Source organism: Microtetraspora malaysiensis, assembly GCF_050947145.1.
GTDB lineage: Bacteria > Actinomycetota > Actinomycetes > Streptosporangiales > Streptosporangiaceae > Microtetraspora_A > Microtetraspora_A malaysiensis.
Genome location: NZ_CP191998.1, coordinates 7,135,387 through 7,160,595 on the forward strand (window position 1 = coordinate 7,135,387; position 25,209 = coordinate 7,160,595).

16 protein-coding genes are annotated in these 25,209 nt (G+C 72.0%); 9 read left to right on the top strand and 7 right to left on the bottom strand.

All coding sequences use genetic code 11. From position 1 onward, the window contains the following. The first annotated feature begins 1 nt into the window (after window position 1). Genes ACQP1V_RS33485 through ACQP1V_RS33495 form a run of 3 tightly spaced genes read left to right on the top strand, consistent with a single transcriptional unit; the run spans window position 2 to window position 9,725 of the window. Entirely contained in the window at window positions 2–3,247 is a 3,246-nt protein-coding gene (locus tag ACQP1V_RS33485) for a non-ribosomal peptide synthetase (RefSeq protein ID WP_433414229.1), read from the top strand. Next, window positions 3,244–8,754, top strand: coding sequence for an amino acid adenylation domain-containing protein (locus tag ACQP1V_RS33490; RefSeq protein ID WP_433414231.1), 5,511 nt, complete (start codon window positions 3,244–3,246; stop codon window positions 8,752–8,754). Before ACQP1V_RS33485 ends, ACQP1V_RS33490 begins: the two co-directional genes overlap by 4 nt. After that, complete coding sequence (locus ACQP1V_RS33495; RefSeq protein ID WP_433414233.1) at window positions 8,751–9,725, top strand: TauD/TfdA family dioxygenase; 975 nt, start codon at window positions 8,751–8,753, stop codon at window positions 9,723–9,725. Before ACQP1V_RS33490 ends, ACQP1V_RS33495 begins: the two co-directional genes overlap by 4 nt. A gap of 30 nt (window positions 9,726–9,755) precedes the next feature. Here ACQP1V_RS33495 and ACQP1V_RS33500 read toward each other — a convergent pair whose 3' ends face one another. Beyond that, entirely contained in the window at window positions 9,756–11,084 is a 1,329-nt protein-coding gene (locus ACQP1V_RS33500) for an FtsX-like permease family protein (RefSeq protein WP_433414235.1), read from the bottom strand. 11 nt (window positions 11,085–11,095) lie between these two features. Next, window positions 11,096–11,872 (bottom strand): ABC transporter ATP-binding protein, encoded by a 777-nt coding sequence (locus ACQP1V_RS33505; RefSeq protein ID WP_433414237.1) that lies wholly within the window; start codon window positions 11,870–11,872, stop codon window positions 11,096–11,098. 97 nt (window positions 11,873–11,969) lie between these two features. Between ACQP1V_RS33505 and ACQP1V_RS33510 the strand changes: the two genes are divergently transcribed. After that, complete coding sequence (locus ACQP1V_RS33510; RefSeq protein WP_433414239.1) at window positions 11,970–12,791, top strand: TetR/AcrR family transcriptional regulator C-terminal domain-containing protein; 822 nt, start codon at window positions 11,970–11,972, stop codon at window positions 12,789–12,791. 137 nt (window positions 12,792–12,928) lie between these two features. Then, a complete protein-coding gene (locus ACQP1V_RS33515; RefSeq protein WP_433414241.1) occupies window positions 12,929–14,605 on the top strand; it encodes a flavin-containing monooxygenase in 1,677 nt (558 codons plus the stop codon). Window positions 14,606–14,698: 93 nt separating this feature from the next. Here the strand turns inward: ACQP1V_RS33515 and ACQP1V_RS33520 are convergent, their stop codons facing one another. Both ACQP1V_RS33520 and ACQP1V_RS33525 read right to left on the bottom strand, forming a co-directional pair. Continuing rightward, window positions 14,699–16,039, bottom strand: a complete 1,341-nt coding sequence (locus ACQP1V_RS33520) for an APC family permease (RefSeq protein ID WP_433414243.1) — start codon at window positions 16,037–16,039, stop codon at window positions 14,699–14,701. Continuing rightward, the gene (locus ACQP1V_RS33525; RefSeq protein ID WP_433414245.1) at window positions 16,036–17,667 is read right to left on the bottom strand and encodes an amidohydrolase; all 1,632 of its coding nucleotides are present in this window, start codon (window positions 17,665–17,667) and stop codon (window positions 16,036–16,038) included. The genes ACQP1V_RS33520 and ACQP1V_RS33525 overlap by 4 nt, the downstream gene beginning before the upstream one ends. 83 nt (window positions 17,668–17,750) lie before the next feature. On the opposite strand from ACQP1V_RS33525, the gene ACQP1V_RS33530 reads away from it, so the two are divergent. The 4 genes from ACQP1V_RS33530 to ACQP1V_RS33545 all read left to right on the top strand — a co-directional run bounded on the left by ACQP1V_RS33530 (window position 17,751) and on the right by ACQP1V_RS33545 (window position 21,297). Beyond that, window positions 17,751–18,557: a TetR/AcrR family transcriptional regulator gene (locus tag ACQP1V_RS33530; protein WP_433414247.1), complete on the top strand. Its 807-nt coding sequence runs from the start codon at window positions 17,751–17,753 to the stop codon at window positions 18,555–18,557. A 107-nt stretch (window positions 18,558–18,664) separates the two neighbouring features. Beyond that, window positions 18,665–20,020, top strand: coding sequence for a transaminase (locus ACQP1V_RS33535; RefSeq protein WP_433414249.1), 1,356 nt, complete (start codon window positions 18,665–18,667; stop codon window positions 20,018–20,020). Further along, window positions 20,017–20,472 (top strand): Lrp/AsnC family transcriptional regulator, encoded by a 456-nt coding sequence (locus tag ACQP1V_RS33540; protein WP_067143871.1) that lies wholly within the window; start codon window positions 20,017–20,019, stop codon window positions 20,470–20,472. The genes ACQP1V_RS33535 and ACQP1V_RS33540 overlap by 4 nt, the downstream gene beginning before the upstream one ends. A gap of 51 nt (window positions 20,473–20,523) precedes the next feature. Beyond that, window positions 20,524–21,297, top strand: a complete 774-nt coding sequence (locus tag ACQP1V_RS33545) for a methyltransferase domain-containing protein (protein ID WP_433414251.1) — start codon at window positions 20,524–20,526, stop codon at window positions 21,295–21,297. Window positions 21,298–21,392: 95 nt separating this feature from the next. Here ACQP1V_RS33545 and ACQP1V_RS33550 read toward each other — a convergent pair whose 3' ends face one another. From ACQP1V_RS33550 to kdpB, 3 genes are all read right to left on the bottom strand, one after another. Next, window positions 21,393–21,842, bottom strand: coding sequence for a group II truncated hemoglobin (locus ACQP1V_RS33550; protein WP_433414253.1), 450 nt, complete (start codon window positions 21,840–21,842; stop codon window positions 21,393–21,395). A 359-nt stretch (window positions 21,843–22,201) separates the two neighbouring features. After that, window positions 22,202–23,074 carry a potassium-transporting ATPase subunit C gene (locus tag ACQP1V_RS33555; protein ID WP_433414255.1) on the bottom strand — a complete coding sequence of 291 codons (873 nt, stop codon included), beginning with the start codon at window positions 23,072–23,074 and terminating at the stop codon, window positions 22,202–22,204. Then, complete coding sequence (gene kdpB, locus ACQP1V_RS33560) at window positions 23,074–25,209, bottom strand: potassium-transporting ATPase subunit KdpB (protein WP_433414257.1); 2,136 nt, start codon at window positions 25,207–25,209, stop codon at window positions 23,074–23,076. The genes ACQP1V_RS33555 and kdpB overlap by 1 nt, the downstream gene beginning before the upstream one ends.

A 25,209-nucleotide genomic window follows, 5' to 3' on the forward strand; every position in this document is an offset into this window, starting at 1 on the left:
CATGGTGACCGCCAAGGAATGGGAGGCGCCCGCCTCCTTCGGCCAGGAACGGATCTGGCTGGCCGACCAGATGGACCCGGGCTCGCCGGTGTTCAACCTGCCGTGCCCGGTCGAGATCCCGTACGCGATCGAGGCGGACGCGATCGAGGCGGCGCTGACGGCGCTCGCCGAGCGGCATGAGGTGCTGCGCACGTCCCTCCGGGTCGTGGACGGCACCCTCCGCCAGGTCGTGCACGCCGGGATCACCCCCGACATCCGGGTGTACGACCTGCGCGGACTCCCCGAGGAGGAGCGCAGGGCCCGGACGCTCGGCCACATCCAGGCGGCCAACAGCGAGCCGATCCCGACCGACCGCGCCCCGATGTGGCGGGTGACGGCGGTCCGCGCCAAGGACGCCCGCTGGGTGGTCACCTTCGTGATCCACCACGCCGTGTTCGACGCCACCTCGGCGGTCATCCTGCAGAAGGAGACGGCCCGCCTCTGCGCCGCCGCCGCGGCCAGGGCGGACGAGGGCGGCGAGCCGGTCGCCCCGGCCGGGCTGGCCGGGGCCGCCGGGCTGCCCGAGCTGCCGATCCAGTACGCCGACTTCGCGTCCTGGCAACGGGACCGGATCGGCGACGAGGCGACGGCCGGGCAGGTGGAGTACTGGCGCACGCGCCTGGCCGGGCTGCCCGCCGTCCACTCCCTGCCCGCCGACCGGCCCCGGCCGGCCCGGCTCGGCTACGCCGGTGACGAGGTCCGCTTCACGATCCCCGAGGGGGTGCGGGAGCGGGCCGCCTCGCTGGGACGCCACTCCGGCGCGACGCCGTTCATGGTGTTCCTCACCGCGTATGTCGCGCTGCTGTCGCGGCTGTCCGGCGAGGACGACACGGTGGTCGGCGTGACCATGAGCGGGCGCGAGCTGCCCGAGGTCACCGGGCTGATCGGCATGTTCGTCAACCAGCTCGTGGTGCGGGCGGACGCGGGCGGCGATCCGACGTTCGCCGACCTGCTCGGCCGGGTGCGCGCCACGGTGCTCGACGCGATGGAGAACGGCCGGGTCCCGTTCCAGGCGGTCGTGGAGGCGGTCGCCCCGCCGCGGGACCCGGGGGCGCAGCCGCTGTACCAGATCGGCTTCAACTACATCCCCGACTCGGGCATCGAGCCGATCCCGTACACGACCTCGAAGGACGACCTCGCCTTCGACCTGACCACGGGCACCAGCCGCCTGCTGTACCGGACCGACCTGTTCGACAAGGAGACGGCGGAGGCGTTCGTCGCCCGCTACCTGCGCGTCCTGGACGCCGGGGTGGCCGACCCCGGCACCGCGATCGGCGACCTGCCGCTCGTAAACGGCGCCGAGCGTGCCGCGCTGCTCGCGGCGAGCACGGGCGAGCCGCTCGCCCCGCGCGCCGCGACGGCGCTCCGCATGGTCGAGGAGCAGGTCGCGCGCACCCCCGACGCGGTCGCGGTGGTCGCCGGTGACCGGCGGCTGACGTACGCGGAGCTGAACGAGGCCGCCGGGCGGGTGGCGGAGCGGCTGCGCGGCTCCGGCGCCGGCCCCGAGTCGCTGGTCGCGGTCTGCACCGAGCCCTGCCTGGAGCTGCTGCCCGCGCTGCTCGGCGTGTGGAAGGCCGGGGCGGGGTACGTCCCGGTGGATCCGGCCTATCCGGCCGACCGGGTGGCGTACATGCTGGGCGACTCTGGCGCCGGCCTGGTCCTCACCCGGAAGCACCTGCTCGACACCGTGCGGGAGACCGGGCGGAAGATCGGGCAGAGCGGCGCGGAGCCGGTCGTGCTCGCGATCGACGAGCCCGCCGAGTGGCCCGCCGTATCGGCCGGGACGGCGGGCGACGCGCCCACGCCGGACGCGGTCGCGTACGTCATCTACACCTCGGGCTCGACCGGCACCCCGAAGGGTGTCGCGGTCGAGCACGGCTCGGTGGCCGCCTACCTCGGGTGGGCGGGCGCGACCTACCCCGGCCTGGCCGGGCAGGCGCTGCTGCACTCCCCCATCTCCTTCGACCTGACCGTGACCGCCCTGTTCGGGCCGCTGACGGTCGGGGGCTCGGTGCGGCTCGCCGCCCTGGACGAGGAGCCGGGCGGCGACGGGGCCGGCCTGGCCACGTTCCTCAAGGTCACGCCCAGCCACCTGGCGCTGCTCGCCGCGCTGCCGGACCGGGTCGCCCCGGAGGCCGACGTGGTGCTGGGAGGCGAGGCACTCCCCGCCGACGCGGTCGCCGCGTTCCGGCGGCGGCACCCCGGCGTCGCCGTCGTCAACGAGTACGGCCCCACCGAGGCCACCGTCGGCTGCGTGCTGGCGCGGGTCACGCCGGGCGAGGAGCTGCCGGTCGACCGGGCGGGCTCGGTGCCCATCGGCCGTCCGGCCCCCGGCGTCGCGGCGTACGTGCTGGACGGCGGCCTGCGTGCGGTGCCCACCGGCGTGGTGGGCGAGCTGTACGTGGCCGGCCCGCAGGTGACCCGCGGCTACCTGAACCGGCCCGGCGCCACCGCCGCCGCGTACCTGCCGTGCCCGTTCGGCCCGGCCGGCGCCCGGATGTACCGCACCGGCGACCTGGCGCGCCGCCGCGCGGACGGGATCCTGGAGTACATCGGCCGCGCGGACGACCAGATCAAGCTGCACGGCTACCGCATCGAGCCGGGCGAGATCGAGACGGCACTGCGCGCCCAGCCCGGCGTGCGCGACGCCGCCGTCAGCGTGCGCGAGGACGCCGTCGAGGGCAAGCGCCTGGTCGCCTACCTGGTCGGCGAGCCGGGGTCCGCCGCGGACGTCGCCGACGTGGACGTCGCCGCGGTGAACGACGCGCTCGCCGCCGCCCTGCCCGCGCACATGGTGCCGTCGGCGTACGTGGTGCTCGACGTCCTGCCGCTGACCGCCAACGGCAAGCTCGACCACGCCGCGCTGCCCGCGCCGGTCGCCGCGCCCGGCGAGAGCGAGTACGTCGAGCCGCGCACTGCGGCCGAGGAGCTGGTGGCCGAGGTCTTCGCCGAACTGCTCGGCGTGGAGAAGATCGGGGCCACCGACGACTTCTTCGAGCTGGGCGGCAACTCCCTGCTGGCGATCCGGGCCATCGCCCGGATCCGCGGCCAGATCGAGATCGACATCCCGGTCCGGGGTCTGTTCTCCTACACCACCGTCGAGGACCTCGCGGCCGAGATCGAGCGGCGGCTGTCCGAGGACCTCGACCAGCTCAGCGATGAGGATGTCGAGCGGATGCTCGCATCGGAAGGCGACGGCACATCATGACGACGCCCGCGCAGACCTCTCCGTCCGCCGCGCGCCGCGCGCTGCTGGAGCAGCGGCTCCGCCGGCGCGCCACCACCACGGTGCAGCCGCGGCCGGAGGGCGCCGCCCCGCCTCTGTCCTACCAGCAGGAGCGGGTCTGGTTCATGGAGCAGTTCGCTCCGGGCACCAGCCAGTACAACATCCCGGTTCCGATGCGGCTCACCGGGCAGGTCGACGTCGAGCTGCTCGAACAGGCGCTGCAGACGCTGCCCGTCCGGCACGAGGCGGTGCGGATGCGCTTCCCGGCCGACGCCGACGGGCGGCCGACGGTCCGGGTCGAGGAGTCCGTGACGGTGCCGCTGCGCGTCGTCACGGCGGACGACGAGGCCGCCGCCCAGGCGCTGATCGACGCGGCCGCCGCCGAGCCGTTCGACCTGGTCGAGGGGCCGCTGCTGCACGCCCTGCTGGTCCGGCTGGCCGACGACGACCACCGCCTGCTGGTCAGCACCCACCACATCGTCAGCGACGGCTGGTCGGTGGACCTGCTGCTGCGCGACCTGGCCGCCGCCTACCACGCGGGCCGGTCCGGGGCCGGGGCCGCACTGCCCGCCCTGCCGGTCTCGTACGGCGACTTCGCGCAGTGGCAGCGGCAGACCCAGACCGGGCCGGAGCTGGACCGGCAGCTGGACTTCTGGAGCGGGCGGCTGGCCGGGGTGCCGGCCCTGGAGCTGCCCGCCGACCGCCCGCGTCCGGCGACCCAGGTGTTCGACGGCGACTGGCACACCGTGCAGGTGGACGCCGAGCTGGCCGACGCGGTCAACCGGCTGTCCAGAGCGCGCGGCACGACGCTGTTCATGACGCTGCTCGCGGCCTACCAGGTGCTGCTGTCGCGGCACTCGGGCCAGGACGACTTCGCGGTCGGCTCCTCGTCCGCGGGCCGATCGCTGGCGGAGCTGGAGAACGTCATCGGCATGTTCATCAACATGCTGCCGATGCGCGCCCGGCTCGACGACGACCCGACCTTCGACGAGTACCTCGAACGCACCCGGGTGGGCGTCCTGGACGCCTTCGACCACGCGGAGGTGCCGTTCGAGCAGCTCGTCAACGCGCTCGGCGTGCCGCGCGACGTCAGCAGGCCTCCGGTGTTCCAGGCGATGTTCGCGCTGCAGAACTACCAGATGGGCCGCATCTCGGAGGCGGGCGAGTCCGACCTGGGCTTCGAGTGGCTGCCGATGGACCTGCGGTCCACCCGCTTCGACATCGAGCTGCACGTCATCGAGATCCGCGACGGCCTGATCGTCAAGTTCGTCTACAACACGGCGCTGTTCGACGAGGCGACCGTGGCGCGGATGGCGACGCGGTTCGTCACCCTCCTGCGCTCCGTCACCGCCGACCCGGCCCTCCGGGTGTCCGAGCTGCCGATGCTGGACGCCGCCGAGCAGACGCTGCTGGTGGACGGGTGGAACGACACCACCGCCGAGCTGGACGAGGCGGCGACGCTGCACGGCCGGATCGAGGAGCAGGTCGCCCGTACCCCGAACGCCGTCGCGGTGACCTTCGAGGGCCGCGACCTGACGTACGCGGAGCTGAACGAGCGGGCGAACCGGGTGGCGCACCGGCTGCGTGACCTGGGCGCGGGACCGGAGACGCTGGTCGGCGTCTTCGCCGAGCGCTCGGCCGAACTGGTGGTGGCGCTGCTCGGCGTGCTCAAGGCGGGCGCCGCCTACCTGCCGCTCGACCCCGAGTACCCGGCCGACCGGCTGCAGTTCATGATCGAGGACGCCCAGGCGCCCGTGGTGCTGACCCTGGGCCGCCTGCGGGAGAGCGTCCCGGCCACCGACGCGGTCATCCTGGATCTGGACGACCCCGCCGAGTGGGCGGGTCAATCCACTGGCCGGTCCGCCGGCGACCCCGGCGCCCCCGTCATCTCCCGCAACCCGGCGTACGTCATCTACACCTCCGGCTCGACCGGCCGGCCGAAGGGCGTGCCGAACACCCACCGCGGCATCGTCAACCGGCTGGAGTGGATGCAGCGCACCTATCAGCTCGGCGGCGACGACGTCGTGCTGCAGAAGACGCCGGCCGGCTTCGACGTGTCGGTCTGGGAGTTCTTCTGGCCGCTGCTCACCGGCGCGCGGCTGGTGCTCGCGAAGCCGGGCGGCCACAAGGACGCGGCCTACCTGCGCGAGCTGCTGATCAGCGAAGGCGTGACCACCGCCCACTTCGTCCCCTCGATGCTGGGGGTGTTCCTCTCCGACGACGAGGACGCGGCGAAGGGCTGCACCGCGCTGCGCCGGGTGATCTGCAGCGGCGAGGAGCTGCCCGTGGCCACCGCGGTCACGTTCACCTCCGTGCTCCCCGGCTGCGAGCTGCACAACCTGTACGGCCCGACCGAGGCGGCCATCGACGTCACCTCCTGGCACTGCAGCCCCGAGGCGCTGGAGGGCGCGGTCACGCTGCCGATCGGTGCCCCGATCGACAACATCCGGCTCTACGTCCTGGACGGGCGGGGGAACCCGGCGCCGCTCGGCGTACCCGGCGAGCTGCACATCGGCGGCGTCGGCGTGGCCCGGGGCTACCACCGCCGCCCGGCGCTCACCGCGGAGCGGTTCGTCCCCGACCCGTTCGGCCCCGAGCTGGGCGGCCGGCTGTACCGCACGGGCGACCTGGCGCGCTGGCGCGCCGACGGGAACCTTGAGTTCCTGGGCCGGATCGACCACCAGGTGAAGCTGCGCGGCCTGCGCATCGAGCTGGGTGAGATCGAGACGACGCTGCGCGAGCGCGACGAGGTCGCCGACGCGGTCGTGATCGTCCGCGAGGACACCCCCGGGGACAAGCGGCTGGTCGCCTACCTGACCCCGGCCGGCGAGGCGGAGATCGACGTCACCGAGCTGCGGGCCGCGCTCAAGCAGGGCCTGCCCGACTACATGGTGCCGACGGCGTTCGTCACGCTGGACGCGCTGCCGCTGTCGCCCAACGGCAAGCTCGACCGCAAGGCGCTGCCCGCCCCGCAGGCGACCCGCGACGCCTCCACCGAGCTGGTCGAGCCGGAGACCGCCACCGAGCGGATGCTGGCCACGATCTGGACCGAGGTGCTCGGCGTGGAGCGCATCGGCGTCCACGACGACTTCTTCGACTCCGGCGGCCACTCGCTGCTCGCCACCCAGGTGGTGGCCCGCATCCGCAAGGCGTCCGACGGCACCGGCCGTCCGGTCGGCGTGATGGACCTGTTCCAGAACCGCACCATCCGCGAGCTGGCCGTGTTCATCGACGCCGGCAGTGACGCGGCGGACGGGCCGCAGCCGCTGCTGTACGAGCTGACCCCGAAGGGCGCCACGCGCACCCTGTCCTACGTCTGCGTGCCGTACGGCGGAGGCAGCGCGATCGTCTACCAGCCCCTCGCCGACGCGCTGCCCGCGGGGAACGCGCTGTACTCGGTGGCCATCCCGGGCCACGACGTGGGGCTGAACGAGGAGGCGGTGCCCTTCCACGAGCTGGTCGACCGGATTGTGGCGGAGGTCAGGGAACGGGTCGAGGGCCCCCTGGTCCTGTACGGCCACTGCGGCGTCGGCAGCGCCATCGCGGTCGGCGTGGCGCGGAAGCTGACCGAGTCGGGCCGTGACGTGGACGCCGTCTACATCGGCGCGATGTTCCCGTTCGCCCGGCTCAAGGGCGTCATCGGCACCCTGCGCGCCCGGCTGGAGAAGCTGCGCAGCAACCGCGAGTACGCCAACTGGCTCAAGGGCATGGGCGTCGACACCGACGAGCTGGACCCGGAGCAGGCGGACCGGATCATCGCGAACATGCGGGCCGACTCCCGGGCCTCCGAGGAGTACTTCACGACGCTGCTCGACCAGCACCCGGAGCCGATGTCCGCCCCGATCATCTCGATCGTCGGCTCGGAGGACCCGGTCACCGACTACTACACCGAGCGGTACCGGGAGTGGGAGTTCCTGACCGAGACCAGCGGACTGGTGGTGCTCGACCAGGCCGGCCACTTCTTCCTCAAGCACCGCGCGGAGGAACTGGCCGAGATCGTCACGAAGGTCCATCCGGCGATGGCCCGGCGCAACACCTCCGAGTACGGCGAGGCCGCCAGGGGCCCGGACTCGGGATGGGCGGTGAACGACACGCACTACCCGGCCGAGCCGGGGACGGCCGAGAAGAAGCCGGCGGTGCAGCCGAGCGGCGGCCGCTTCCTCAGCGTCGCGATCGGCCAGCTCATCTCGGCGACCGGATCGGCGCTGACCGGCTTCGCGGTTCCGGTGTGGCTGTTCGCCGGTACGGGGTCGGTGACCGACCTCGGTCTGCTGTGGGCGCTGACGCTGATCTGCGGTGTGGCGATGATGCCGATCGCCGGGCCGCTCATCGACCGGTTCGACCGGCGCCGCGTCATGATCACCGCGAGCGGCGTGGCCGGCGTGGTCCAGCTCACGATCGCGCTGCTGCTGTGGACCGGACGGCTGGACCTGTGGATCATCTACCTGCTGTTGCCGATCAACTCGATGGCGGGCACGTACCAACGACTGGCCTTCCAGACCGCGGTGCCGCAGCTCGTGCCCAAGCGCTACCTGGGCCACGCGATCGGCCTCACGCAGCTCACCAACGGCTTCGCGATGCTGTTCGCGCCCCTGCTGGGCGCCGGTCTGTACGTCGCGATCGGTCTGCCCGGCATCCTCGCCATCGACATGGCGAGCTACGTGTTCGCTCTCGCGGTGCTGCTGGTGATCCGCTTCCCCGACACGCTCGGGTTCCGCCGCAAGGAGCCGCTGCTGACCTCGATCGCGGAAGGTCTGCGGTTCTCCTGGCATATGCGTGGCTTCCGGTCGATGGTGATCTACTTCGCGATCGCGAACATCTTCCTGGGTCCGGCCCTGGTGCTGACCGTCCCGCTGACGCTCTCGTTCGGCACGGTCGACCAGGTGGCGCAGGTGTCGGTGGCGGAGGCGATCGGCGCGGTGGCCGGCGGCATCGTGATGGCGCTGTGGGGCGGCCCGCGCAAGCGCCGGATGATCGGCGTGTTCCTGGGCAACCTCGGCATGGCGGTCGGCTGCCTGGTGATGGGTCTGCGGCCGTCCCTGGCCGTGGTCGTGACCGGCATCTTCCTCCTCGCCATGTCGATGACGATCTCCCAGGGCATCTACGTGACGCTGATCCAGGTCAAGGTGCCGCAGCGGTTCCACGGGCGCGTGCTCGCGCTCAACCAGGCGCTCTCGTGGTCCACCCTGCCGATCGGGTTCGCCGTGCTGGCGCCGGTGGCCACGTCCCTGTTCAACCCCATGTTGCAGCCGGGCGGCGCGCTCGCCGACACGGTCGGCGCCGTCATCGGCGTCGGTGAGAGCCGGGGCGTGGGCCTCACGTACATCGTCTTCGCGCTGATGATGGCCGCGGTCACCATCAGCGCGTCCACGATCCGGCTGCTGAGGCGCTTCGACACCGAGGTGCCGGACTCCCTCCCCGACGACCTCATCGGTATGCAGGAGAGGCAGCGTCGCCTCAGCCTCGTGAAAGGAAGCAGCGAATCATGACCGGAGTCACCCCCACTGAGGCGCCCCGGCTGGGGTCGGTGGCCGGACGCGTCGAGGGCAACGGCCACACCGCCATCACGGTGTACGCCCTCGGCCCGGACGCGACCGGCCACCTCGACTGGGTGACCGCCCACCGCGACGGGCTGCGGGCCGCCCTCGCCGAGCACGGCGCGGTGCTGCTCCGCGACCTGCCGGTCGACCTGGAGCTGTTCGACCGGATCGTCCGGGTGGTCGGGGGCGAGCCGCTGCGCTACACCGAGCGCTCGACCCCGCGCACGTCGGTCACGGAGTCCATCTACACCTCCACGGAGTACCCCGCCGACCAGCCGCTCCCGATGCACAACGAGAACGCGTACTCGGACACCTGGCCCGGGCACCTGTTCTTCTTCTGCGAGACGGTGGCGGCGACCGGCGGGGCCACCCCCATCGCCAACAGCCGCGCGATGTTCCGCGCGATCCCGGAGGAGGTGCGGGAGCGGTTCGCGGCCGGCGTCGTGTACGCCCGGGCGTTCCGCGAGGGGCTCGGCCTGTCCTGGCAGGAGTCGTTCCAGACCGACGACCGGGCCCAGGTCGAGCGGTACTGCGCCGACCACGGGATGGCGTACGAGTGGACCGACGAGGGGCTGCGCACCCGGCACCACCGCCCGTCCTGGCAGACCGAGCCGCTGACCGGGGAGCCGGTCTGGTTCAACCAGTCCAACCTGTTCCACGTGAGCAGCCTGGACGAGGAGGTCCGTGAGGCCCTCCTCAGCCTGTACGGCGAGGCCGACCTGCCCCGCAACGCCTACTTCGCCGACGGCTCCCCGATCACCACCGCCGACCTCGACGCCGTCAAGGCCGCGTACGACGAGATCTCGTACGGGTTCCCCTGGCGCGAGGGCGACCTGATGATCATCAACAACATGCTGTGCGCGCACGGCCGGGACCCGTTCACCGGCGCCCGCCGGATCCTGGTCGCGATGACCGCCTGACGGCGGCTCCGCCCGGCCGGGCACACTGGCTCACACCGAGTTCAGGGCCTCGACCGGGCGGACCCGCAGCGCGGACACGGCGGTCGGGATCGTGGCGGCCAACACGAGCAGGAGCGCCGCCCCGGCGATGGCGGCGTACATCCACCCCGGCCCCGTGGCGATCGGCGATCCGGTCTTGACCAGGCTGTATGGCACGGTCGTCGCGGCGACGGCGACCGTGCCGAGCACGACCGCGAGGATCGCCGTGATCCCGCCCTCGGCGGCGACCATCCACAACACCTGCCGCCGGGTGGCCGCCGACAGCCGCAGCAGGCCGAACTCCCGGCGGCGGCGCCGGGTGGCCGCGATCAGGGTGTTGACCACCACGATCGCCGTGAACGCGATGATCATGGCAACGACCAGGTAATTCACCGGAGCGAGCTGCGCGCTCACGTCATCGCCCCCGTGGATGACGCTGTCCTCGGTGGACTGCATGTAGAGCGTCCCCCCGGCGATGCCGACCAGGAGGATCAGCGGCGCCGCGACGGCGCCGCCCTGCCGGGCCCCGGCCTGGAGGTTGCGCGCGGCCAGCCGCACGGTCGCGCCCAGCCGGGCCTCCGACAGCAATCTGACCGGCCGCAGGGCCGCCGGGCTGAGCAGGGCGAGCCCGACGGCGACCGCGACGCCCGCCGGCCCCGCCGTGCTCGACAGCAGCGGGCCGTTCTCCATGAACAGCGTCCCGCAGGACAGCGAGAGCCCCACGGCCAGCAGCGCCGCCCCGGCGAGCACCCGGCCGCGGCCCAGAGCCCGCGCGGGCTGCGGGGCCGCCGTCGCCAGCGCGCGCACGGGCGGGATCGAGACGGCGCGCCGGCTGGAGATCAGGGCGGCCCCCACCGCGGTCAGCAGCGACATGCCCGCCACGAGCGCGACGCCCCGCCAGCCCACCTGGACCGTGGTGCCGTCCGCGACCAGCCCGGCGTCGACCAGCCGCCCGAGGACGATCGCGCCCAGCCCCACCCCGGGCGCCACCCCCGCCGCGATCGCGGGGACGGCCGCGATCATCGTCTCCCGCACGACGTTCCGCCGGACCTGCCGCGGGGTGGCGGCGATCGCGCGCAGCAGCGCCAGCTCCCGCTCCCTGTGCTGGATCGTCAGGGACACGGTCGAGACCACCCCGAACCCCACGATCGCCACGGTCCAACCGCCCAGGATCGCGGGCAGCATGATCAGGAATCCGCTGTCGCGTCCGGTCGTCAGCCCGGTCTCCAGCAGGCTCGCGAACGCGGTGAGCAGCGCGGTGCCGGCCAGCGTCACCCCGGCCGACGCCAGGTACGACCCCCGGTGCGCCCGCACCGTGGCGAACGCCAGCCTCCAGCTCATCAGGCCGCTCATCAGGCGGCGCCCCTCGCCGAGAGGCGGGCCATCCGCGCGGCCACCGCCCCCGCGTCCGGCCGCGCCAAGTGGTCCACGATCCGCCCGTCGGCGAAGAACACCACCGAGTCGGCGTACGCGGCCGCCACCGGGTCGTGCGTCACCATCACGATCGTCTGCCCGGACACGGTCACCGCCTCGCGCAGGATGCCGAGCACCTCGCGCGCGGCCTGGGTGTCGAGGGCGCCGGTCGGCTCGTCGGCGAAGATGATCGCCGGCTGGGAGAGCAGCGCGCGGGCGATGGCCACCCGCTGCTGCTGCCCACCGGACAACTCAGCCGGGCGGTGGTCGATCCGGTCGCCGAGCCCCAACCGCCCGAGCAGCGCGCGTACCCGCCGGTCGTCGGCCGGGCGACCGGCGAACTCCAGGGGCAGCACCGCGTTCTGCGCCACGGTCAGCGTGGGCACCAGGTTGAACGACTGGAAGACGAAGCCCATGCGCTCGCGCCGCAACCGGGTCAGCGCCGTCTCGTCCAGGCCGGTCAGGTCACGCCCGTCGAGGACCACGGCCCCGGAGTCCGGCCGGTCGAGCCCCGCCGCGCAGTGCAGCAGGGTGCTCTTGCCCGACCCCGAAGGGCCCATGACAGCGGTGAACGTGCCGCGCGGGATGGACAGGGACACCCGGTCCAGCGCGGTCACGGCGGCGGCGCCCGCGCCGTGGCGCTTCGTCACGTGATGGAGCTCAAGTGCGGCGGTGACGGAGTTCGTCACGCGCTCGTTGTACAGTGCACGAGTCATAAATACACCGTACATCAATTTGCTTAATGCCTTATTTGCCAGGATGTTTTATAATTTCGACACGAACCAGCTCCGTGACGAAAAGAGGACGGCGACCGTGGCGACATGCGAGATGTGCGGGCGCGCGTTGCGGCCCAGCGTGCGGGGACGTCCCCGGCGGTACTGCTCCCGCGCCTGCAGCGCCCGGGCGTACCGGGCGCGGGTCGCCGACCGCCCGGCCACCGTGGAGGCGCGGCGGACGCCCGAGGTCGCCGAAGCCGGCCTGGACCAGGACGTCATCGTGCGCGCGGCCGTCGCGGTGGCCGATCGGGAGGGGGCCGGCGCCGTGTCGATGCGCCGCCTCGCCGGCGACCTCGGGGTCGGCGTGATGTCGCTGTACCGGTACGTGGCCGGCCGCGAGGAGCTCAACGACCTGATGGTGGACGCCGCCTTCGGCGCGCGGCCCCTGCCGGAGCCCGGCCCCGACGGCTGGCGGGCCAAACTGGAGCTGTCCGCGCGCGAGGAGTGGGCCCTCTACCGCGCGCACCCCTGGCTGTCGCAGCTGGCCGCCGCCACCACGCGCCCGCCGAACGCGCCGAACCTGCTGGCCTACACCGACTGGCGGATGCGCGCGCTGGACGGCCACGGCCTCGGCTTCGCCACCCTCGTCCAGGTCGCCATCATGATCGGCACATACCTGCAGAGCGCCGCCGTGCCGCTCGCGTATGAGGCGCAGGCCGCGCGCAGGACGCGCCACACGCGGCGGCAGTGGGCGGCCGCCCGGCAGGAGGCGTTCGAGCGCACCATGCGCGACCCTCGCCTGCCGATGGTGTCGGAGTTCGGCGCCGAGGCGTTCGAGGCCTCCGAGCCGGAGAACATCTTCGAGTTCGGCCTGCACCGCATGCTGGACGGCGTCGCGGTCCTGCTCGAACGCGGCTGAGCGGGTCTGGACATATGCCACTTTCGCGGACGTTGACGGGATTCGTCAGGCGTCTTACGTTCGTGAGGTAGATCACATCCCCGGACGAAGGCGGCGAGGGGTCGGCCCGGCCTCCGGATTCACCAGCGAGGTGATTCATGGCGCGCGACGAGACGGCCGCGGCCCACTTCGACGCGGTCGTGGTGGGGGCGGGACTGGCCGGCCTGTACACGCTCCACCGCCTGCGGCGGCTCGGACTGCGCGTACGCGTGTACGAGGCCGCCGCCGGCGTCGGCGGCACGTGGTACTGGAACCGCTACCCCGGCGCGCGCTGTGACATCGAGAGCATGGAGTACTCCTACTCCTTCTCCCCCGAGCTCGAACAGGAGTGGGTCTGGACGGAGAAGTACCCGAGCCAGCCGGAGCTCCTGCGGTACATCGAGCACGTCGCCGACCGGTTCGACCTGCGCCGCGACATCCGGCTCGGCACACGGGTGGCGGCCGCCCGCTTCGACGAGGCGGCGAGCCGCTGGATGATCCGTACGGAGCCCGGGGAAGGCGCCGCGCAGGTCGCCGGGGATGGCCTCGGGACGGACTCCGAGGAGGACGCCGGGCAGACCGTGTCGGCGCAGTTCCTCGTCATGGCGACCGGCTGCCTGTCCGCCGTGAAGGGCCCCGAGGTCGAGGGGCTGGAGCGGTTCGAGGGCGACTGCCACCACACCGGTCGCTGGCCGCACGAGGGCGTCGACTTCACCGGGCGGCGGGTCGCCGTCATCGGGACCGGCTCCTCCGGCATCCAGTCCATCCCGATCATCGCCGAGCAGGCCGCTCATCTGACCGTCTTTCAGCGGACGCCGAACTTCAGCATGCCGGCCCGCAACGTCCCCCTCGATCCCGAGACGCAGCGGACCAGGAAGGCGGAGTACCCCGAACATCGGCGGCTGGCCCGCGAGTCGGTCTTCGGCATTCCCGTCGACTTCCCGGTGAAGTCCGCGCTGGACGTACGGCCCGAGGAACGGGAGCGGCGATACCAGGAGAGCTGGGAGAAGGGCAACCTCGTCGACATCCTGATCTCCTACACCGACATCCTCTTCGACAGGAGGGCCAACGACACCGCGGCCGAGTTCATCCGCGGCAAGATCCGCGAGATCGTGGCCGACCCGGACGTGGCCTCGGCGTTGTCGCCGACGGACCATCCCATCGGCACCAAGCGCCCCTGCCTCGACTCCGGCTATTACGCGACGTACAACCGGGACGACGTCACCCTGGTCGATCTCCGGCGGTCCCCGATCGTGGAGATCACCCCAAAGGGGATCCGGACCACGGAAGGGGAGCACGAGTTCGACGACATCGTGCTGGCGACCGGCTTCGACGCCATGACCGGCGCCCTGCTGTCCATCGACATCCGGGGGAAGGGCGGCAGGTCCCTGAGGGAGAAGTGGGCCGAGGGCCCCCGGACCTATCTCGGCATCGGCACGGCCGGCTTCCCCAACCTGTTCATCGTCACCGGCCCGGGCAGCCCGTCCGTGCTCAGCAACATGGTGGTGTCCATCGAACAGCACGTCGAGTGGATAGCGGACTGCGTCGCGTTCCTGCGCCGGCGCGGCTTCGCGTCGATCGACGCGACCGTGGAGGCCGAGGACGCGTGGGTCGAGCACGTGAAGGAGGTGGGCGACCTCACGCTCTATCCCACCGCCGACTCCTGGTTCATGGGGGCGAACGTCCCCGGCAAGCCGCGCGTCATCCTGCCCTACTGCGGCGGCGTCGGGGTCTACCGGCAGAAATGCGACGAGGTCGCCGCGAAGGACTACGAGGGGTTCACCCTGTCGTCGTAGCCGATCTGCGACGCCGGGGCCCCGATGGAAGGAGCCCCGGCGGAGTGGACTTCAGACGCCTCCGACCAAGCGCTGATGTGGATCAGGCGTGGATCAGGCGGTGACCGGGTCGGCGTCGGAGAAGGTCATCACCGGGGGCCTGCGGCGGAAGAACCGGGTGAGGCCGACGAGGTAGACCAGGCCGACGGCCATCCAGACCAGCCCGACCTGGAAGGTCACACCCGACAGGCTCGTCCACAGCCAGACCGTCAGGGCGAAGCCGACCAGCGGCAGCAGGCCGTAGTGGAACAGATCGCCCGCCGAGCGCCGCCCGCCGTCCACGATGTAGTGCTTGATCACGGTGAGGTTGACCATCGAGAAGGCGATCAGCGCGCCGAAGTTCACCATCACGACCGCGTGGTCCAGGCTGATGAAGAGCGCGACGAGCGACACCACGGACACGACGGACACCGCGAAGATCGGCGACTTGAAGCGCGGGTGCAGCAGGCTGAAGACGCTCTTGGGCAGCACGCCGTCCCGTCCCATGGAGTACAGGATGCGGGAGACGCTTGCCTGCGTGGTCATCGCCGACCCGAAGGCGCCGATCACGTAAATGCCTACGAAGATCGTCTCGAACGCGGCGCCGCCCAGCGCGGCCATGATGTCCACCCCGGCGGTGTCGGGGTTGGCGAAGTCGCCGTACCCGGGGTGGGTCAGCCCGCCCATCCACGCGACCAGGACGAACAGCAGCCCGCCGATCAGCGTGGTCAGCACGATCGCCCGCGGGATGTCGCGGCGCGGCTCCCTGGCCTCCTCCGACAGCGTGGAGACGGCGTCGAACCCGAGGAAGCTCAGCGCCAGGATGGCCGCGCCGGCGAACACGCCCTCGCCGGGCGTGAAGACCTCGAAGGGAGCCGGGGAGGGCTGGCCCGACAGGTGCTTGAGCGCCAGCGCGACGAACACGAGGATCAGCACCACGGAGGCGCCGACGACCACCACGTTGACCCGGCTCATCACGGTGATGCCGAGGACGTTGAGCCCGAACACGACGAGCAGCGCGGCCAGCGTGAACGCCCATTGCGGCACGGCGGGGAACTGGCTGTTCAGGTAGATCCCGATGAGCAGGAAGTTGATCATCGGGAGGAAGAGGTAGTCGAGCATCAGTGTCCAGCCGGTCATGAAACCGACGTGCCCGCCGAAGGTCTGCTGCGTGTAGGTGTACGCCGACCCGGCGGTCGGATACGCCCGCGCCATCCGGCCATAGCTGATCGCCGTGAACAGCATGACCACGAGGGCGACCACGTACGCCGACGGCAGGTGGCCCTTGGTGGTCTGCGCGACCGTGCCGTACGTCGTGAAGACGGCCACCGGGGCGAGGTAGGTGAGTCCGAAGAGCGTCAGGCCCGGCACGCCGAGGACCCGCTTCAGCCCCGAGGGGGCGGCTGATTGGTTCATTGAGCGCTTCTCCTGTCGGAAGGGGGGTGGATTCGCGCGCCGGACATCCACGTGCCGCGGACGGCCGCCCGGAGCGCGATGTCGTGCGGATCCATCAGGCGTATGTCGGCGTCGAGCCAGACCAGGTCGGCGGCCATGCCGGGGACCAGCAGGCCGCGCTCCTTCTCGGCGAACGCCTGGTAGGCCACACCGGCCGTGTACGCGGACAGGGCGGCGTCGAAGCCGACGCGCTCCTCGGGCAGCCAGCCGCCGGCCGGCTCCCGCTCCGCGTTCTCGCGGGTCACCGCGACCGGCAGCCCGGCCAGCGGGCGGTGGTCGCTCACCGGCCAGTCGCTCCCGAAGGCCACCGTCACCCCGGCGCGCAGCAGCGAGCCGATGAGGTACTGGCGGCCGGCGCGCTCGGCGCCGATCCGCGGGAAGGTCAGCTCCTTCATCGCGGCGTCGGTGCGCGCCCACAGGGGCTGGAGGTTCGCGATCACCCCGAGCCGGGCGAAGCGCGGCAGGTCCACCTCGTCCAGGAGCTGCACGTGGGCGATGACCGGCCGCCGGTCCCGGGGCCCGTTGACCCGCGTCACGTGCTCGACCGCGTCCAGCGCGGCCCGCACGCCCGCGTCGCCGATCGCGTGCAGGTGCGCCTGCAGGCCCAGCGCGTCCACCGCGGTGAACGCCTCGACCAGCTCCTCGTACGGCCAGACGGGCATGCCGCGCGTGCACGGGTCGTCGCTGTACGGCGCGAGCAGCGACGCGGTGCGGTTCTCCAGAATGCCGTCGACGAAGAACTTGACGGTGTTGGCGGTGAGCCGCTCGTCGCCCAGCGCGCGGACGCGCTCCCGGTCGGCGGCGAACTCGGCGAGCTGCTCGCGCCAGCGTTCCGGGTCGGCGCGCAGGCCGAGGTTCACCCGGGTGGCGAGCACGCCACGGCGGGCCGCCTCGACGTACGCGTCCACGGAGGCGTGTTCCACCCAGGCGTCCTGGATCCAGGTGACGCCGGCCGCCGCGTAGGCCTCGGTGGCGATCGGGAGCGCCCGGATCAGGTCCTCGGTGGTGCGGGCGGGCGCGGCGCGCAGCACGGCCTCCACCGCGTCCCATTCGTACATCGTGCCGAGCGGTTCGCCGTCGGCGCGGCGGGCGAAGCGGCCGCGTTCCGTGTCCGGCGTGGCGGCGTCCACACCGGACCGCCGCATGGCCTCGGTGTTGCACCACACCGTGTGGTAGTCCCAGGCGCGCAGGACGACGGGCCGGTCCGGTACGGCGGCGTCCAGCCAGCGGGCGTCGAACACGCCGTCGGGGGCCAGGGTCGAGTCGTAGCTGGCGCCGATGATCCACTCGTCCTCCGGGTGCGCGAGCGCGTACTCGCGGACCGCCTCGACGATCTCCTCCACACTGGCCCGGTCCCTGATCCCCGGGCCCATCGCCTCGAACCCGGCGTGGTCGGGGTGGCAGTGCCCGTCGCCGAAGGCGGGCAGCAGCAGCCCGCCCTCAAGGTCGACGACCTGGTCGGCATCTGGCTGGACGGCGAGAGCCTCGGCCCCGACGGCCTCGATGCGGCCGTCCCGCACGGTGAGGGCGGTGACGGTGTGTCCGGTGCCGGTCCAGATGGTGCCGTTGCGGAAAAGAGTGCGTGACATCGCCGTCCAAAAAGAATGACGTTCGTTTAGTGCCGGAAGGATAAGTTGTCCGGAGGCCAAAGCGGAAGGGGTCGGCCGAGGAAATGAGAAGACGGGCGGGCCGACCGGCCACACCGGTGCTGAGCAGGGAGATCATCGCGCGGGCCGCCCTGGGCCTCATCGACGACGCGGGAGCCGACGGGTTCTCCCTCGCCGCGCTCGCCAAGCGGCTCGGCGTGCGGCCCTCCTCGTTCTACAACCACGTGGACGGCAAGGACGACATCCTGGCCGCGGTCCGCGAGCTGGTCTCCGACTCGATCGACGCCTCGATGTTCGCCCGGCTGCCGTGGGACAAGGCGCTGATCGTATGGGCGCACGGCTACCGCGACACCTTCGCCGCCCATCCGCCGGCCATATCGCTACTGGCCACCCTCCCGATCACCGGCGCCCTGCGCACCCTGCGGATGTACGACCAGGTCGTCTCCGGGTTGCGGCGCGGGGGCTGGCCCGGCGAGATGATCATCCCGGTCATGGTGTCGGTCGAGTCGTTCATCCTCGGCTCCGCGCTCGACATGGTGGCCCCGCCCGACATGTTCGACTGCGGGCCGCTCTCGTCCGAGGCGCCCTCCTTCGCGGCGGCCGTACGCGCCCGCGACGCGGCCTCGGCGGCACATGGCCGCCCGCCCGCCGACCTCTCGTTCGAGGTCGGACTCGCGGCGATCGTCGACGGGCTGCGCGGGACGCTGCGCGCACTCGGCGGACCGCTTGGTCCGCTCGGGTCGCCCGGGTCGCCCGGGCCGCTTGGACTGCTGCCGGACGGCACCGGCGCGGAGCGCGCCGCCGCGCCCCTCCCCCGGGACATCACGCGGGACATCACACCGGACACGGACCTCACGGGGGAGCCGGCCTGAGCCCCCGCCCGACTCCCCCTCTATGAAGAATCGAATGTCGTGGGGTACGTTGACTTCAGATTCACATACCGGAACCGGTTCTCTCGACGTTTTCTAAGGCAGTGACCATGATTGACCGTGCCCGTCTCGCCGATCTGCTCGACCGCGAGCGCCGGACGTTCCGCGACCGCAACCCCCGCTCCGCCGCCGCGTACGAGCAGGCTCGCGCCCACCTGTTCGGCGGCGTGCCGATGACGTGGATGAACAAGACCGCCGCCGGCTTCCCGCTCTACCTGGCCGAGGCCAGGGGCGCCCGGATCACCGACGTGGACGGCAACACGTACGTGGACCTCTGCCTGGGCGACACCGGCGCCATGGCCGGGCACTCGCCGCAGGCCACCGTGGACGCGGTCGCCGACCGCTTCGGGGGCCGCGGCGGCGCGACCGTGATGATGCCGACCGAGGACGCGACCTGGGTCGGCGCCGAGCTCGGCCGCCGCTTCGGCGTGCCGTACTGGAGCTTCTCGCTGACCGCGACCGACGCCAACCGCTGGGCGATCCGCCTCGCGCGGGCGATCACCGGGCGGCCCAAGATCCTGGTGAACAGCTACTGCTACCACGGCAGCGTCGACGAGGTGCTGCTCGTGGTCGGCCCGGACGGCGAGCAGGTCTCCCGCGAGGGCAACGTCGGCGCCCCCGTCGACCCGACCGTGACCAGCCGGGTGGTGGAGTTCAACGACCTGGCGGCGCTGGAGCGCGAGCTGGCCCACGGCGACGTGGCCGCGGTCCTCATGGAGCCCGCGCTCACCAACATCGGCATCGTGCTGCCCGAGCCCGGCTACCTCGACGGCGTGCGCGAGCTGACCCGGCGGTACGGCAGCCTGCTCATCAACGACGAGACGCACACGTTCTCGGCCGGTCCCGGCGGCTGCACCGGCGCGTGGGGGCTCGACCCCGACATCGTCACGATCGGCAAGGCCATCGGCGGCGGCATCCCCAGCGGCGGGTACGGGCTGTCCGCCGAGGTGGCGGCCCGGGTCGAGCAGATGAGCGGGCTCGACCTGGTCGACATGGGCGGCGTCGGCGGCACGCTCGCCGGCAACCCGCTCTCGGTCGCCGCCATGCGCGCCACCCTTGAGCACGTCCTCACCGACGACGCCTTCGTCGCCATGACCGAGCTGGCCACCCGCTTCACCAAGGGCGTCCAGGGGGTCATCGACGAGCACGCGCTCCCCTGGACGGTCACCCAGCTCGGCGCGCGCGCCGAGTACCGCTTCGCCGCCCCGGCGCCGCGCAACGGCGGGGAGTCCAACGCGGCCGGCGACCCCGACCTGGACGACTACCTGCACGTCTACCTGGCCAACCGCGGCCTGCTGCTCACCCCGTTCCACAACATGGCGCTGATGTGCCCGGCCACCACCGAGGCCGACGTGGACCTGCACCACGAGGTGTTCGCGTCCGCCGTATCCGAACTCGTGCGATGAGCCGCGTGCACCTCGACGACATCGACCGGACCCTGCTGCGCGAGCTGCAGCGGGACGGGCGGGCGTCCTACACGGCGCTCGCCGAGACGACGGGGCTCTCGGCCCCCGCCGTACGCCAGCGGGTGCAGCGGCTGCGGGACGAGGGCGCCGTCCAGATCGTCGGCGTGACCGACCCGATGGCGCTGGGCCTTCCGGTGATGGCGCTCATCGGCGTACGCGTCGAGAGCGACGTGCACACCGTGGCCGACCGGATCAGCGAGCTGTCCGGGGTGATCTACGTGGTGCTCACGTCCGGCTCGTTCGACATGTTCGTGGAGGTCGTGTGCAAGGAGCCCGCCGAGCTCCTCGCCGTCCTCAACGACCACATCAAGCGGGTCCCCGGGGTCACCCGGGCCGAGGCGTTCACCTATTTCGGGATCCACACCCACCGCTTCGCCTGGCCCGGCACCTAGCCCGGCGCCAAAGGTCCGCCCGGCGGATCATGTGAACACTAGGCTGCGACGATGGAACGCGTAACCGACGAGCCTGAGAGCTTCACCCCGTCCGCGGATCGGGACCAGGTGAATGACTACGACAGTTTCGCCGAGGCGTACTCGGCGGACAACGAGAACAACCTCGTGAACGGGTACTACACGCGACCCGCGATGGTAGCCCTCGCCGGAGACGTGGCCGGCCGTCGGATCCTGGACGCCGGCTGCGGCTCCGGCCCCCTGTCCGCCGCGCTACGCGACCGCGGTGCGGTCGTCACCGGCATCGACGCCAGCGCCGGGATGCTGGCGTTGGCCAGGCGGCGGCTGGGTGCCGACGCGGCCCTGCACATGGTCGACCTGCGCGACCCCCTGCCGTTCGCCGACGATGCGTTCGACGACGTGGTCGCGTCGCTGGTGCTGCACTACCTGGAGGACTGGGGGCCGACGCTGGCCGAGTTGCGGCGGGTGCTCAGGCCCGGCGGCCGGCTGATCGCGTCGGTGGACCACCCTTTCGTGGCCTACACGTTCCAGGATCCTCGGCCCGACTACTTCGCGACCACCAGCTACACCTTCGATTGGCCATTCGACGGGCAGCTCTACCCGATGAGGCTATGGCGCAAGCCGTTGCACGCGATGACCGATGCCTTCACCGCCGCCGGTTTCCGCGTTGCCGTCATCAGCGAGCCGCAGCCCGACCCGGCCGCCCGTGCGCTGTTCCCCGACGGCTTCCATGACCTTTCCCGCAAACCCGCCTTCCTGTTCTTCGTCGTCGAGGTACCGCCGTCGGCTCCCGGCTCGGACGACTAAGGAGTGTCTGACAAATGCTGCCCGTGGCGGGAGGGGCACTAGCCAGTCGCGGACCGCGAGCGGAGCCAGAGTCGGATCGAGGCGTCGATGAAGGGCTACGCCGACGGGCCGGGCCACTCCCAAAGAGGGACGTCGCGCAGCGGATGCAACTGATCGTCGCTTTCCGCGTGGGAGTTCTGCACGGCCACCTGCGAGCCGAACTCCACGTGGGACCGCAGCGCCTCGCGGAACGCCGGGTCGCCCGGCAGCCCGGCGCTGTCGGCGGCCGCCAGGTACAGCTCGACGAACCGCTGCCGCTGCTCTTCGCTGATCTTCAAGCCTCGGTGTGCCGCGATCAGCATGGGGAACCCGCCCATGTCCTGGGAGAAGACATCGGGGCCGCCGAAGGACTCGGCCGTGAAGGCCGTCAGGTGCGTGACGTGACTGGCGCGCCCGGCACCGAACAGCGGCTGGAGCAGCGGGTCGGCCAGGACGCTGCGATAGAAGTGCTCGTTGAACCGGTGGAGACCTTCGTGCCCACCCGCGTATTCGAAGAGGCTCACCATGCTTACAGCATTACCCCCACAATCGGCACCTTTCCAGCTTCCACCGCGAAAGTGGCTTAACCGAACACCCGCGAAATTCAGCGGCCACGCCTTAGAGGTGACTCTCCTTCGGCCGCGATACGCGGGGTGAGCTGCGTGCTTCGCCCGGCGCTCGACCGGAGGGCGACCGACGGCCCCGGTTGCGGCCGGCCGTTTCTTCCCGTCCGCTTCCCGCGTCTACTTCCCGCGCCCAGCTCTTGATCGGAGACCGCGTGTGGTTGGGGCCGGCCGTTACTCTCGCGTCTACTTCCCGCGCCCAGCTCTTGATCGGAGACCGCATGTGGTTGGGGCCGCCCGCGATGGGCGGCCCCAACCCACGGTCAGCCCTTGTCCAGCGCCAGGTTGAGCGTGAGGACGTTCACCGCGGGCTCGCCCATGAAGCCGAGGGCCCGCCCGGACGTGTTCTCGTCGATCAGGTGCCTGACCCGCTCCAGCGGGAGCCCCCGCTCCCGCGCCACGCGGGACGCCTGGAGCCGCGCGTACGCGACGGAGATGTGCGGGTCGAGGCCGGAGCCGCTCGCGGTGACCGCGTCCGCCGGGACGACGGCCCGCGCCGTCCCCCGCACCGGGACGGTCCGCCCCGCCGAGTAGTCCTCGCCGGGTCGGCCGCACTCCACCTTCACGCCCCGGTACTCGGCGACGAAGGGCGCGGCCGGGCACGCCTGGTTGACGCTGACCACCCGGGTCGGCGTGCCGACGGCCGGGAAGACCTTCAGGACCGCGCCCACGCCGCCCGGCGTGCAGTACGGCCGGGCGCCGCTCACGCCTTCGAGCGCGCCGGCCGCGCGGCTGCGCGCGCACACCTGGGTGAGCAGGCTCTGCCGTCCGGTGTCCGGCTTGCCGTGGGCGTCCGTGGCGCCGGGGACCGCGAGCACGTCCAGGACGTTCTCGGGACCGAGGTTGCTCGCGCCGCTCGCCATGGGGTCGTAGCCGGCCCCGGCCGCGCTCGGCCGGCTCTGGAAGTACTTTCTGATCGGGGCGCCGTCCGGGCCGGTGAAGGACTGGCCGATGAGGGCGCTCCCGACGACCCGGCCGTCCTTCTCGACGGGTGAGCCGTTGGCCCGGCCGTTGAGGAGCCCCTGGGCGACGCCGGTGACCGCGAGCGGGTAGAGCGCTCCGAGGAGCACGGTCAGCACGAGCAGCGCCCGCAACGCGGCGATGTGCTGGCGGAGCCAGCCTGGCATGCGTTCCATCACGACATCCCCGGGATGAACTGGATGAACAGGTCGATGAGCTTGATTCCGACGAACGGCGCCACAATGCCGCCGAGGCCGTACACGTAGAGGTTGCGGGAGAGCAGCTTCGAGGCGCTGGACGGCCGGTAGCGCACCCCGCGCAGGGCGAGCGGGATCAGCGCGACAATGACGAGCGCGTTGAAGATCACCGCCGAGAGGATCGCCGACTGGGGGCTGGCCAGGCGCATCACGTTGAGCACGCCCAGGCCGGGGTAGACCGCCGCGAAGATCGCCGGAATGATCGCGAAGTACTTCGCGATGTCGTTGGCGATCGAGAACGTGGTCAGCGCGCCGCGCGTGATCAGGAGCTGCTTGCCGATCTCGACGATCTCGATGAGTTTGGTGGGGTTGGAGTCGAGATCGACCATGTTGCCCGCTTCCTTGGCGGCGGTCGTGCCGGTGTTCATCGCCACGCCGACGTCCGCCTGGGCGAGCGCGGGCGCGTCGTTGGTGCCGTCGCCGGTCATCGCGACCAGCCGGCCGCCCTCCTGCTCCCGCCTGATCAGCGCGAGCTTGTCCTCCGGCGTGGCCTCGGCCAGGAAGTCGTCCACCCCGGCCTCCTCCGCGATCGCCCGGGCCGTCAGCGGGTTGTCCCCGGTGATCATCACGGTGCGGATGCCCATCCGGCGCATCTCGTCGAACCGCTCCCGCATCCCGGCCTTGACCACGTCCTTGAGGTGGATCACGCCCAGGACGCGGGCCTTGCCGTCCGCGATCTCGCCCACCACCAGCGGGGTGCCGCCGGACGCCGAGATCCCGTCGACCAGGTGGCCGACCTCGTCGGTCGGGTGCCCGCCGGCGTCCCGCACCCATTTCATGACCGCGGTGGCCGCGCCCTTGCGCACCTGGCGGCCGTCCACGTCCACGCCCGACATCCGGGTCTGGGCGGTGAACGGCACCCACACCGCGTGCGCCAGTTCGCCCGGCCGTCGCTCGCGCAGGCCGTGCGCCTCCTTGGCGTACACGACGATCGAGCGGCCCTCGGGCGTCTCGTCGGCGAGGCTCGCGAGCTGGGCGGCGGTGGCGAGCTCCTCGGCGCTGACGCCGCTCGCGGGCACGAAATCCGACGCCTGCCGGTTGCCCAGCGTGATGGTGCCGGTCTTGTCCAGCAGCAGCGTGTTGACGTCGCCGGCCGCCTCCACGGCCCGGCCGCTCATCGCGAGCACGTTCCGCTGGACGAGCCGGTCCATGCCCGCGATGCCGATCGCGGACAGCAGCGCGCCGATCGTGGTCGGGATCAGGCACACCACCAGCGAGACCAGCACCACGCCGGTGACGCCGTCCGCGGTCAGCGCCGGTGAGTCCGGGATGCCGGGGTTGACGCTCTTGGAGTAGATCGCCAACGGCTGCATCGTCGCCGTCGCGACCAGGAAGACGATCGTCAGCGCGGCCAGCAGGATGTTGAGCGCGATCTCGTTGGGCGTCTTCTGCCGGTTGGCCCCCTCGACCAGCGAGATCATCCGGTCGATGAAGCTCTCCCCCGGCTTCTGGGTGATCCGTACGATGATCCGGTCCGAGAGCACCTTCGTGCCGCCCGTGACGGCCGACCGGTCGCCGCCGGACTCGCGGATCACCGGGGCCGACTCGCCGGTGATCGCCGACTCGTCGACCGAGGCGATGCCGTCGATCACGTCGCCGTCGCCCGGGATGATCTCCCCCGCCTCGACGACCACGACGTCGCCCTGCCGCAGTTCGGTCGCTCCGATCGTGTCCCATGCGCTCGGGTCGTCCGGGTCCCGCAGACGGCGCGCGGTGGTGTCGCGCTTGGCCGCGCGCAGCGTCGCCGCCTGGGCCTTGCCCCGGCCCTCGGCCACGGCCTCGGCCAGGTTGGCGAACAGCACGGTCAGCCACAGCCAGACCACGATCGCCCAGGCGAAGAACGACGGATTCACGATGGCCAGCACGGTCGTGAAGACCGCGCCGATCTCGACGATGAACATGACCGGGTTGCGCCACAGCGTCGCCGGGTTGAGCTTGCGCAGCGCGCCCGGCAGCGAGCGGATCATCTGCCGGGGGTCCAGCAGGCCGCCGCCGACCCGGCCTTTCCTGGGTGCGGGGGAACAGCCCGCCGCTTTCCGCGCGGGTGTTGACAT